This window comes from Pseudomonas sp. HUK17 (assembly GCF_001566765.1).
This window is the reverse complement of record NZ_LSMW01000012.1, coordinates 96,116-108,457: the sequence shown is the minus strand read 5'-3', so window position 1 is coordinate 108,457 and position 12,342 is coordinate 96,116. Positions and strand designations below refer to the sequence as shown.

The 12,342-nt window shown below is 59.4% G+C and carries 8 protein-coding genes and 1 pseudogene; 2 read left to right on the top strand and 7 right to left on the bottom strand.

Features of this window, described 5'->3' with window-relative positions; all coding sequences use genetic code 11:
- Positions 1 to 56 precede the first annotated feature (56 nt).
- Positions 57 to 392: an NADH:ubiquinone oxidoreductase gene (locus AX284_RS07455; RefSeq protein WP_442963838.1), complete on the top strand. Its 336-nt coding sequence runs from the start codon at positions 57 to 59 to the stop codon at positions 390 to 392.
- A gap of 42 nt (positions 393 to 434) precedes the next feature.
- Here AX284_RS07455 and AX284_RS07450 read toward each other — a convergent pair whose 3' ends face one another.
- The 3 genes from AX284_RS07450 to AX284_RS11730 all read right to left on the bottom strand — a co-directional run bounded on the left by AX284_RS07450 (position 435) and on the right by AX284_RS11730 (position 6,306).
- Positions 435 to 1,070, bottom strand: coding sequence for a LysE family translocator (locus AX284_RS07450; protein WP_068384425.1), 636 nt, complete (start codon positions 1,068 to 1,070; stop codon positions 435 to 437).
- Positions 1,071 to 1,397: 327 nt separating this feature from the next.
- Positions 1,398 to 5,213 carry an anti-phage protein Upx gene (gene upx / locus AX284_RS07445; RefSeq protein ID WP_068384423.1) on the bottom strand — a complete coding sequence of 1,272 codons (3,816 nt, stop codon included), beginning with the start codon at positions 5,211 to 5,213 and terminating at the stop codon, positions 1,398 to 1,400.
- A gap of 340 nt (positions 5,214 to 5,553) precedes the next feature.
- A complete protein-coding gene (locus AX284_RS11730; protein ID WP_082731526.1) occupies positions 5,554 to 6,306 on the bottom strand; it encodes an abortive infection family protein in 753 nt (250 codons plus the stop codon).
- A 216-nt stretch (positions 6,307 to 6,522) separates the two neighbouring features.
- Between AX284_RS11730 and AX284_RS11960 the strand changes: the two genes are divergently transcribed.
- Complete coding sequence (locus AX284_RS11960) at positions 6,523 to 7,122, top strand: hypothetical protein (RefSeq protein WP_177329653.1); 600 nt, start codon at positions 6,523 to 6,525, stop codon at positions 7,120 to 7,122.
- A 510-nt stretch (positions 7,123 to 7,632) separates the two neighbouring features.
- Here the strand turns inward: AX284_RS11960 and glmS are convergent.
- The 4 genes and pseudogenes from glmS to AX284_RS07415 all read right to left on the bottom strand — a co-directional run bounded on the left by glmS (position 7,633) and on the right by AX284_RS07415 (position 12,308).
- Positions 7,633 to 9,468, bottom strand: coding sequence for a glutamine--fructose-6-phosphate transaminase (isomerizing) (gene glmS, locus AX284_RS07430; protein ID WP_068384419.1), 1,836 nt, complete (start codon positions 9,466 to 9,468; stop codon positions 7,633 to 7,635).
- A 67-nt stretch (positions 9,469 to 9,535) separates the two neighbouring features.
- Positions 9,536 to 10,315 (bottom strand): annotated as a pseudogene (locus AX284_RS07425) (DeoR/GlpR family DNA-binding transcription regulator); the annotation flags it as partial.
- Positions 10,316 to 10,360: 45 nt separating this feature from the next.
- Positions 10,361 to 11,728 carry a bifunctional UDP-N-acetylglucosamine diphosphorylase/glucosamine-1-phosphate N-acetyltransferase GlmU gene (gene glmU, locus AX284_RS07420; RefSeq protein WP_068384415.1) on the bottom strand — a complete coding sequence of 456 codons (1,368 nt, stop codon included), beginning with the start codon at positions 11,726 to 11,728 and terminating at the stop codon, positions 10,361 to 10,363.
- Between the two features lie 154 nt (positions 11,729 to 11,882).
- Complete coding sequence (locus AX284_RS07415; RefSeq protein WP_007160117.1) at positions 11,883 to 12,308, bottom strand: F0F1 ATP synthase subunit epsilon; 426 nt, start codon at positions 12,306 to 12,308, stop codon at positions 11,883 to 11,885.
- Positions 12,309 to 12,342: the final 34 nt, after the last annotated feature.

Here is a 12,342-nt window from a genome sequence, read left to right as displayed (position 1 = left end):
CGGATGCTAGAGTGGCGATTTCATCAGGGAGATGGGCTGGAATGTGGCGATTGCTGATGACTCTGCTGCTGTTGCCGTCGTTGGCGCTCGCCGATGCCTGCGTGATCCGCAGTCGCCAGGGCAGTGTGGACGTGCAGGTCTGCCAGAGCAATATCGACATCCCTGCCCAGCTGTTCCGCGACGGCTTCTGCCAGCCGCAACTCAAGGACCAGCAGACCGAGGTCCGCTTCATCGACCGCTGCCCGGTCGGTGAGATCGGCATCTGTCAGGGCGCACGCAGCCCAGGCGTGCCCTACCGACAGGATATCCACTACTACGGCGAACCTGGCGACGGCCGCTTCCTGGCCGTCGCCTGCGTCCAGCAGAACCGGGGTAGTTGGCGGGTACCCTGACGAATTCCACCACCCGGCGCCGGCGAGAGCGTCGTGCGTCACTCAGGCTACCTTGGCCTGAACGCTGAACAGACTCGCCCCCAAGGCCACGAAGGACGCGCCGAACAGCCGGTTCAGCAGGCGGGCACGATGCGGCGCGGCGAGCTGGCGCCTGAGCACCCGCGCCAGGGTCACGTAGCAGCCATGGGAAAGCAGCGAGCAGGCTGCGAAGGTCAGCACGAGAAGACCCAGCTGGGCGTGCGAGTCGCTGTCCGGGCGGATGAATTGCGGCAGGAAGGCGGCGAAGAACAGGATCGCCTTGGGGTTGGTTAGCGCCACCAGTACCCCGTTGAGCAGCAGTCTGCGGTTGGACAGCGCACGCCTGGCCGGCGGGTCGAGCCTGTTGAAGGCGCTGCTGCGGCTCTGCCATTGCCTGATGCCCAGGTAGATCAGGTAACTCGCGCCGAGCACCTTGAGCAGCAGGAAGGCGGTCGCCGAGGCCTGCAGCAGCACCCCCAGCCCGGCACTGGTGGCGGCCGATATTACCAGCAAGCCGAGGGCATTGCCGATCGAACCGAGCATCGCCCGTCCTGGCCCATAGGCCACCGAATTGGACAGCGCCATGATGACCCCAGGCCCCGGCGTGAGGGTCACCAGCAGGGCGACGGCGACAAAACCCAACCAATCGTGGAGCGACATCCCTGCACCTCGCCTGGATAACTTTCCTTGAATTACCGGGGGTAGCCTGCGCTCAGGCAGGAACGCCGATCCTCGGATCCACTGTATACGTTAACCTGTGCTGGAGCCCAGATTACTCGCAGACCATGCTAGACATGTTCGTACTGAAACGACTTTGACCCAAGTTGCTGGAGTTCGTTGACCCACCCGAAGACTTAGCAAATGGTGACCTTGCGCGGAAATTCATAAGCTAAGGATGGGATAGCCGAAGTCGTCAGCCAGGTCAAAATCGCATCAGCGCCAAAACTTAGCTGTCAGATCGTGAAGCAACGAGCACGTTTCCGAGGTTCAGTATTCGAGAAGGTCGTTTGGCCGCCCAACATGAGTACCTTGCAATGCAGCGATCTGGGACTGTGCGTAAGCGACAGGAGATGCTCCACTGAAAACAAGCCAAGAGACGAGCTCGGGATCTACGATTGCCGTGAACCGTGCAAACTCAGCAAGATTTTCATGCGCGAGTGCAACTCGCTTCAGATGCCGTTTGAGCTTATCTGGTTTGCCCTTTGTGTCCTCACCCTGATAATCGGAAAGCTGGGAAGCGACTTCTGAGTAGTTTCGAGCAAGGGAAAGATCCTTGCACTCGACGATGAGCACTTGGTTTCGATCCGCACGCCAAGCAAGCAGGTCTATATCACCAGGATCATCGGACAGTTTTCGCCCCAATATCTCTGGAAATCCGATTCCGCGCCGTACAGTCCACCCCGCACCTTGAAGATCCTTTTCTAGAGACTTTTCGAAGGTATGCCCTTCCCGGGCCTCACCCAACCATTCGTCCCTCATTCCGTCGGTACGGAAGAATTCTCGTTTGAGCCGCCCCGAATGTGCCCCGTCGAAGACGTATTGCAGCGAGTTGCGCAATTGCCCTGGCGATACGATTACTAACGGGTCTTGGCTATCGTATATCTGTAGCAACGGCCTGGCGGCGGCTGACAAGCGTCGACCGAACCGCCAAGGATAGATGTCGGATAAGTCAAACTTGTCAGTCACTTCAGCCCACTTCGGACGAGTTTTGAGCACGAATTGGTCAAGGAACGCGGAAACGACGTTATCGTCGAGTCCGGCGGACTGGCCGGCATGCTCCAACTGGCTCCGCTTCATGGTGAGGATTGCCGCCTGATTAGCGATCCCAATCAACTCAAGTGCATGGACGAATTCGAGGCCTTCTACTAGCGTAAAGCCCATTTCTGCGTTCCAAAACGCGAGAAAGCTCTCAGTATCGTCATCGTCTGTGGCAGCATCCCTGGTGCCTTCTTCGCTTATCAACTCTTCAATCTCTTCCACTTTGGCGTAATGCTGTTTGAACCGAGCAGCGTGGGCTTCGAACCGCTCGTTGGTCACCTTAGACAACAAAGGGTCAAGCACCATTTCTCCAAGCTCGTCGCGGAAGAGAAGGTCACCTAATGGAGAAATCTGCACTTGGGCAGGTAGCGCTCCAAAGCGCACGGCGTCAGACATGCCGCCGATGCGAAAGAGTAATGCTGCTTGTGCAAGGAGCCGCTCGAGTGCCATATCGGAAGGCTCCATCCCTCCTTCAATAGGGCACGCGCAAATTGCTAACTCAATGACTAACCGGGAAGTCAGCGCCGCGCCGGAAAAACGTCCTAACTGCTTGGCGACGGTTGTCTCGACACCGACTTCACCAGCATGCAGACCGAGTACCGCAGCAGCCGTCCGATGCCAATGGTTCTCCTCACGGCGTGCTCGTTCGCAATTCTCGAGCAGGCGGGTAAGAGTCTTCAGCCGATCGAATTGGGAAAGCTCATCCTGCATGTCTTTCAAGAGCACATCCACTACATCGTTGAGGAGCTTACCGACCGCCTTCTTCCCCTCGTACTGCGCCGGTGCATCAGCCGCAACCGCACGCCACCCGAGCTCAATTCTGGCGGCACCCGACTCAGTATTTTCGATAGTCAAAAGGCGTCGGCTCAACGAGCTGGACACCCGGTCACTGAAGTCGAATGTTTCCATGATGTGGAAACTGCGCGCGGCATCATTGGTAACCGCGATCTGCTCGATCGCAAAGCCCTGGTCGGCTGGTGCATCGAAACGAAGCAGAGTGGCAAACGCGGTGCCGAGCGCGCGGACCAATGCGCGTTCTGCACGATTGTCCGAAGCTCGAAAGCCAGCAAGATATCCGTCTTTGAGCACTACTCTTAGTGCCCCATGCTCACGGATCCGCTCGAGCCTCCAGAAAGCATTTAGGTCACGGGGAATCGCCTTACCGTCGAACCCGCCAATATCGCCGTCACCCTCAAAGCAGAGATAGACCTTTGTCGACTTCCTCGTCCTCTCATTGCCTATGGCTTCGACCGCCTCACCAATTCGCCCAGCCCACGTGCGTACCATCTTGGCCAGCTCGACAAGGAGCGCTTGATCTTCTATATCAGGTGCCTCAATCGTCACCCAAAGGGTGAGCTGCCCCTCGTACACGCAACTCAGACGGTGAGCGTCAAGCTCATCGATTGATACGTAGCACCTGCTTTCGCGTTCGGTCGGGAAGTAGTCTCCCGCTGATGGCCGCATCACTCTGTGCCATCTGCCACTGTTGTCACAAATGCGATGCCAGTCATACCCCGTGTCTGCAGCTAACCGTACGTCGCGGAGAAGATCTGTAGGAATTGAGAGCATCAGAGGGCGCTCTGGTGTGATGCGTCCCTCTGGCAATTGATCGTGCGGCACCATATGGCCGTCATTGGAGCGTGCCCAGCCAAGGAGGTTGAGAATGCCGTTGACGTTGATCAATTGAACACCGGCTCGCGAAATTATTTCTTCAGCGTCCTGTACACGCCAGAAGGCAAGTGGGGACATCTCGGGGAGCGAGCTTAAGCGGAAAAAGTCTGCGCACGACATCCACTCAAACTGCCATGCCTTTGGCATTTCGGGCACCGAGCCAGCAAAGCCTGCACCCCAGCCACAACCCACACGCACGACGATGCCGCGCTGGAAGCCTGGTTGGTTGGAAAGACCAGCAGCGGCCTTTGCAGCTCGGGCGTCGAGGATACTCGCGGTTTCTTCATCGAGCCGGAGCATGCTGCTGAAACCATCGGTCGAGTGCTGCTGTACTGAAGGCAAGACGAATTGGAGCACCATGAAGTGCCCCACATCGACCGAAGAGTAAGAGGTCGCTGATCGGGTAGTCCCAACCTTGTCCCACGACAACCTAACTCGCTTGCCATCACCGAACGCTGGTTTCTGGGACAGAGTAAGTGCATAGGCTTCGGCTAATGCCCTGTCAAGGTTGCTCAACTCTCCCTTCTGCGCAGCGAACGCTATCACCGCGTGGCGAAGCGTGATAGATAAAGCAGTGGGTAGTACAACGATAAGGCCATCACGTGTGCGAAGAAGCGGACGTTGCTCCAGCACTCCCGCGCTAGGTACTTGGCTGCCAAGAGAAGAAATCTGCGTGTTATCGAGGATAAAGGGAGAAAGATCTGCAACTGCTACGCCAGCGGCCTGCAGCACGCGCCTCGTCAGGATGACACGTGAGCGGAGGGAGCTTGCGTCAAGGCCTCCAGTTACGAGCGAGTTGGTATCGATTTCAACACCCGGTTCGTAACGTCGTAGACCAGAGTTAGCGCAAATGACATCCGAAAGCCGAAGAAGCGCCTGAGTGGCCCGTTTAAGCGAAATGAAATAGCCCTCATCGGGCATGGCGAAGACAACATCGACCATCAACTGCGTGTAAAAGCCTGCGGCCTCCCATACGCCTTCCAGAATGCGGTAATCGCCTTTCTCGTTACCAACAATCGAGACGAATACATCCTCAGCCGGATCTTCCCCAATGACACTGTTCGACTCGCCGATGGTCGCATACCAGCGCCGCGCATCATCGACGGTGGCAACCTGTGCGCCTTGGCAATGAATGAGAGCCAGAGCAACCATCAACTCTAATCGCAAGCATTCGGACTGATGCGCAGGGAGTGTTAGCAAACTGGCGAGCAAAGCCACTGTGCCGCTCCGTTCGAAGTTGGCGAGGTCGGCGGCAAGTCCAGCGTTGTCCTTCGCAACATCATCCAGCGAGTGGCTGGGACTTGCCCAAGCAGCATTCTCGGCCATAGCCTCAAGCAGAATTTGCAAATCTTGTGTTGAGAAGGAATCGTTCACGAACAGCCCCTGGCAAATTGTTGGCTAGAGGATCTTACGTGACGGGCGGAAAAGGGCCCATGGGAACTTGAGGAGGGTGTGTTGTTGACGCTGACATCAAGTTGACCCAGTAGAGGCCACGCTACTCCAGCACTAATCCGCGAAATTTTAGCAATGAAGCGGGTCATAAAGTAGGGGCGTGGGTCAGCGACCGGGTCTGTCCTGTGCCGGCGATAACACAGAAGACAAGCCGAGGGCTGCTACCTAGTCCCTGCCAACAGATCTAATTCTCTCAATCCAGACGCTGGTATCAGAGAGTTAAAACTGTCGCAGCCAACACTGACGCGGCTTCGAGCAGTTTTTAACGCTGCTCTTGACCTGATCGGAACTCCCAAGTCGCAAGTAGAAACATTGCCATAGAGCCAGCTAGGTTTACGGCCAGTTCGGCATGTCGGGGTGCTGCCTTCGCAGCATTTTTACACTTTCCGTGCGCATCGCTGAGGCGATTTCTCAACGAGCCCAGTCCCTCCACCACTGCAGTGCAGCCTCCCAATATTTGCTTAAAAACCACCTCTTCATGCTGCGCTTTTGTCAGGTTGAGCAGCGAGGCTGTTTGCTTGTAGAGCTTGTTGAGATCAGGATTTGCTTCATGCTCGCTGTCGCCCGCTTCTTCCAGGATATGCTTGCAGACGGACTCAAGAAGCGTCCGGGCCATGGTGATCGCCCCCTCAGGATCCGAAGTACGGCGTTCAATCGCTTTAGTCCAAGCACCACGTACATGCTCGGCGTCGAATCGGTTCATCGCCTCAGACACCACCGCATCAGACGGATGTACATCGCCGACCTCAGCGTAATCAGCAAGTGCCCTGAACTCATCCCATATGAAGCTTCTACGTTCCGCGTACGATCCAAATTTTGGCTTTATGAAGCCCCAGAACTGATCTAGGTTCCGGTGCCTTTTCACCCAAGCAGGAGCAAGCGAAGCTGCACGTGGGTCGTCCAAAATGCTCTGACGGTAAAGTGGATAATCTCGCTCGTCGTCGTTGTTACCCAGTCCGGTCGCGCGGTTTACGTAGATAGCCTGTAAAGCATCAACATCGTCGATCAGAGACACTGGCGTCCTACCTCCAATGTAAGCCCATACTGACAGCGATTCAGGAACCGCTCCATCGTGCGTCGTTCTGGAGCGTATTATTGAAATCGCCGCCCTCTACGATACGAAGATAACATTTGACTAGGCGCTTGGTGGCAATGCTCATGGGCCTAGCCATTGATTTCATCCACCTCTGGCCTGATGCTTCCAGCTTTGCATCCGTACAAGGAGTCTCCATTGCTTTCATGGATTAAGCAGCTGATCCGTCAACCAGCCCGCGACTACGAAGAACGATTTACCCAAGCCTTGAAGCGCAGCAATGGCTGGGGCTTGGCGCCCTCAGGTTTCAGGCGCACCGACGAGCGCTTTGTCAGCAAGCACAACCTCCAAATCTTTCAGCAAGTGGTGGAAGCGCATCTATCCCATTTCCATGCTGAAGATGTTTCTCAGCAGTGCTTTGCCGTAACCGCAATGTTGAAAGCCCCATTAGAAGAAGCTCTGGGGGTGCCGCTCACGTTCACCCTAGGTTATGTCGAGTACAACGGGCACAATGTTTTTCATAGCGATACCCGTGATCTCAAGAGGATGCTGAAAAAAGGCTTACCGTCCCTAGCTCTGAATCTGCATGCGTGGCTCACGCTGCCAAGCCATGAGGTAATTGATATGACATTTGGCACAACCTACGGCGTGGTCAATGAAGTGCCGGAAGTCATTGGCCGCATGTGTTTCCTGCATCCGGATGATATGACCGCCGATATGCAGTATCACCCGCAGCTGATTGGGTGGGATTACCTGGAGCGGATCGGTGCTATGCACCTCTTGCTGATGCCGTCTTGAGCCTTAATCACATTGTATGAGCCTGTTGCTCGTGGAAAGACGCTGGCGCTAACCAAACGATGATTCAAGCTCCAGCACGCAAGCGCTACTAGCTTGCGATCAGATTGAGCTGATTTCGTCATAGAACTGCTGGAACACTGGGTATGTCCCCGACAGCCCCCCATGTCCAATGTCAAAACGCTTTGTATGTAGAGCTTGAGGAACGATAGCGTCTCACTTGCTCCTTGGTGAGGCCCGCCACTGTTCGATTCTGAAATGAAGTGGTGATCTTATCCGACATTGACTGGGTGCCTTCGATGTTATCGTCACTATCAACCACAGCAAAAACCTGACCTTGGGCTGACTCATAAGAAGGACGTTGACGATCTTGGATACACCTATTTTGCCCAGTGCTGATATCACCTCGATTTCAGGCGATGGGCTACGGGGTTCGCAGGAGGCAGTGAGGCAAATCCACCGGCTCCTGCGACAGTTTTAATTCTTTAAAACCAGCGTTCCACGTGGAACCCGTTATTCCACGGTCACTGATTTCGCCAGGTTGCGCGGCTGGTCCACATCGGTGCCCTTGAACACGGCCACGTGGTAGGACAGCAACTGCAGCGGGATCGTGTAGAGGATCGGCGACAGGGCATCGTGGATATGCGGCATAGGCACGATGCGGGTGCCTTCGCCTTCCTCGAAGGCCGCGCGCTCGTCGGCGAAGACGATCAACTGGCCACCCCGCGCCCGTACCTCCTGCAGGTTGGACTTGAGCTTTTCCAGCAACTCGTTGTTGGGCGCAACCGTCACCACCGGCATATCGGCGTCGACCAGGGCCAGGGGACCATGCTTGAGCTCACCGGCCGGATAGGCCTCAGCGTGGATGTAGGAGATCTCCTTGAGCTTGAGCGCCCCCTCCATGGCCACCGGGTACTGCTCGCCACGTCCGAGGAACAGGGTGTGGTGCTTTTCAGCAAAGGATTCCGCCAGCTTTTCCACGGTCTTGTCCATGGCCAGGGCTTCGTCCAGGCGCGCCGGCAGGCGGCGCAACTCGGCCACCAGTTCGGCTTCGATGCCGGCATCCAGGCGTTGCTGGCAGCGGCCCAAGCTCAGGGTCAGCAGGAGCAGCGAAACCAGCTGGGTGGTGAAGGCCTTGGTCGAAGCCACGCCGATCTCGGGACCGGCCTGGGTCAAAAAGCTCAACTGGGATTCGCGCACCAGCGAGCTGGTCGCCACGTTGCAGATCGCCAGGCTGCTCAGATAGCCGGATTGCTTGGCCATGCGAAGGGCCGCCAGGGTATCGGCGGTCTCGCCGGACTGGGAGATGGTGACGAACAGGGTGTCCGGGCTGACGGCGACGCGGCGATAGCGGAATTCGCTGGCCACCTCCACCTGGCAGGGAATGCCCACGTATTCCTCGATCCAGTAGCGCGCCACCGAACCGGCATGGAAGCTGGTGCCACAGGCGACGATCTGTACCTGGCGCACCTTGGCGAACAACGCGGACGCCGAGGGACCAAAGGCCTCGGGCAGCACCTGCCCATCACCCAGGCGCCCTTCCAGAGTGCGCTGGACCACGCTGGGCTGCTCGTGGATCTCCTTGAGCATGAAGTGGCGATAGGCGCCCTTGTCGGCGGCCTCGCTGCCTTCATGGTACTGCACCGTCTCGCGCTGCACCGGCTCGCCATCCACATTCCAGAGATTGACCTGATCCAGGCGGATCTCGGCCACGTCGCCCTCTTCCAGGTAGACGAAGCGGTCGGTCACCTGGCGCAGCGCCAGTTGGTCGGAGGCCAGGTAGTTCTCGCCCAGGCCGAGGCCGATCACCAGGGGACTGCCGCTGCGGGTCGCCACCAGGCGATCCGGCTGCTGGCGCCAGACCGCCGCCAGGCCGTAGGCACCGTGCAGCTCCTTGACCGCTGCCTTGAGCGCCGTGGTCAGGTCGCCACTGTCCTGCAGCTTGAGGTGCAGCAGGTGGACGATGACCTCGGTATCGGTCTGGGAGGTGAAGACATACCCCTGAGCCTTGAGCTGGGCCCGCAGGGCTTCATGGTTCTCGATGATGCCGTTATGCACCACCGCTACGTCACCCTGGGAGAAATGCGGGTGGGCATTGGCTTCGGTGGGTGCACCATGGGTAGCCCAGCGGGTGTGGGCGATGCCCAGGCGACCGGCCAGGGGGTCGGCCAGCAGGGCCGCTTCCAGTTCGCTGACCTTGCCGATACGGCGCAGGCGCTGCAACTCGCCCTGGGCATCCAGCAACGCCAGGCCGGCACTGTCGTAACCGCGGTATTCCAGGCGCTTGAGACCCTCGACCAGAATGGCGGTGATGTTACGCTCGGCAATGGCGCCGACGATTCCACACATGCTTACCTCCCGTTGCCGGTCTTATCCACAGCGACCCGACTGGGCCGGCAGTGGATGACCTGATTGTCTAGTTGTCCACCGGGGCGCAGATGACCTGCACCCCGCGGGTTTCGATCGCCCGGGCCGCTTCGGCGGGCAGTCGCTCATCGGTGATGAGCACATCCACTCTTTCCCAAGGTAGTTCCAGATTGGGAATTCGCCTGCCCAGCTTGCTCGCTTCGGCCATGACCACTACCTCCCGCGCCACCTCGGCCATCACCCGCGACAGCGACAGGTGCTCGTTGAAGGTGGTGGTGCCCCGCTCCGGATCGAGGCCGTCGGCGCCGATGAACAGCTGGTCGAAGTCGTAGGATCTGAGCACCTGCTCGGCGACCTGGCCCTGAAAGGATTCCGAATGCGGATCCCAGGTACCACCGGTCATCAGCAGCATGGGCTCCTGTTCCAGCTCGCGCAGGGCCATGGCGACCTGCAGGGAATTGGTCATCACCACCAGCCCGGGGCGGCGATCGAGTTGCGGAATCAGCGCCGCCGTGGTGCTGCCGCAGTCGACGATGATCCGCGCGTGTTCGCGCAGGCGCTGCGCCGCGGCCCTGGCGATGGCCTGCTTGAAGGGCGAGGCCTGGGGCGGCGCTTCAGCCAGCAACTCCTGGGGCATGGCCACTGCGCCGCCATAGCGACGCAGGAGCAGGCCATTGCGTTCGAGGGCGGCCAGGTCCTTGCGGATGGTGACCTCGGAGGTCTCCAGCTGCCGGGCCAGCTCGTCCACGCTGACCTCGCCCCGCTCCTGGAGCTGGGTAAGGATGGTGTGGCGACGCTGGGCAGTATTGCGACGAGTCATAAATTTCGATTCGAAAGATAATGGATCGAATCAAAACCTAATAGTGGCGTGTCGTCAAGCCTTGGGGACCTTCTTCGGTCGCTGCCAGCCAGTCTTGTTGACCTGCCTGGCCCGACCCAACGCCAGGGCGTCGGCCGGTACGTCCGCGGTGATAACCGAACCCGCCGCGGTGGTCGCACCAGCGCCCAGGGTGACCGGCGCCACCAGGGAACTGTTGGAACCAACAAAGACATCCGCACCGATTTCGGTTCGAAACTTATTGGCCCCGTCATAGTTGCAGGTGATGGTGCCCGCGCCTATGTTGCTACCCACGCCGATGCTGGCATCACCGAGATAGCTCAGGTGACCGGCCTTGGCGCCATCTTGCAGATGGGCGTTCTTGAGTTCGACGAAGTTGCCCACATGGGCCTTGCTGCCCAGTTCGCTGCCGGGACGCAGACGGGCGAAGGGACCGACGTCGGCGCCCTCCCCGATCACGGCGCCGTCCAGATGGCTGTTGGCCTTGATGATGGCGCCGCGCTTGAGGACGCTGTCCTTGATCACACAATTCGGACCGATGCTCACCCCATCCTCCAGCACCACCCGACCTTCGAGGATGACGTTGACGTCGATGGAGACGTCGCGGCCGGCCTCGACCTCGCCGCGCTGATCGAAGCGCAGGGGATCCAGCAGGGTCACGCCCTGCAGCATCAGGCGCTCGGCGGCACGCTGCTGGAAGTGCCGCTCCAGCTGCGCCAATTGCCGGCGATCGTTGGCGCCCTGGACTTCCATGGCGTCCGCCGGCTGGCTGGTGGCGATGGTCAGGCCATCCGCCACTGCCAGGGCGATGACGTCGGTCAGGTAATACTCGCCCTGAGCGTTGCTGTTGGACAGGCGGCTCAACCAGTCCGCCAGCCGCCGACCCGGCACCGCGAGGATGCCGGTATTGCCTTCGCGAATGGCACGCTGGGCGTCGCTGGCGTCCTTGTGCTCGACGATGGCGGTTACCCGCCCCTGGTCATCGCGCAGGATGCGGCCATAGCCGGTGGGATCGTCCAGCTCCACGGTCAAAAGCGCCAGGTGACCGTCGTCCACCTGCTGCAGCAGGCGTTGCAGGGTCTCGGTCTGGATCAGGGGGACATCGCCATAGAGGATCAGCACCCGCTCCGCCGTCAGCGCCGGCGCCGCCTGGGCCACGGCATGGCCGGTACCGAGCTGCTCGGCCTGGACCACGAAGCTCACGTCGTCGGCGGCCAGCTGGCTGCGAACCTGATCGGCGCCATGGCCGATGACGACATGGATGCCCGCCGGCTGCAATTCACGGGCGCGGTCGAGGACATGCCCCAGCATGCTGCGACCGGCCACGGGATGCAGCACCTTGGGTAGAGCGGATCTCATGCGGGTGCCCTGGCCAGCAGCCAGGATGACGATTTCCAGGGACATCGGAACCTCGGAGACAGGAGGAAGAATCGGGCCGGTAACCGAAGGCGACAGGCGCCTTCCGAGTCCGACCACGCGAAATTTCTCGCCCACTTTTTGGGCGACAAAAGAAAAGGGTAGCCGAAGCTACCCTTGTCGTTACAGCCTGACCTTGCGCTTAGCGCTTGGCTTGCCGCTTGAGCTGCTGGATGGTGCGCAGCTGGGCGGCGGCTTCGGCGAGCTGAGTGGCGGCAGCGGTGTAGTCGAACTCCGTGCCCTTGTCGCTCAGGGCTGCCTCGGCGCGCTGCTTGGCTTCCAGAGCGGCAGCTTCGTCGATGTCACCGGCGCGGCTGGCGGTATCGGCCAGCACTTCGACGACATTCGGCTGCACTTCCAGAAAACCGCCGGAGATGTAGAACACCTCCTCGGCGCCCCCGGCCTTGACCAGGCGGATGGGGCCCGGTTTCAGATCGGTGAGCAGCGGCGCATGGCCCGGGGCGATACCCAGATCACCCAGGTGGCCGTGGGCGATGATCATCTCCACCGCGCCGGAGAAGATTTCCCCTTCCGCGCTGACGATGTCGCATTGGACTGTCTTGGCCATAGCGTGCCTCTAAGAGCGCCCGTTGCCGGGCGCG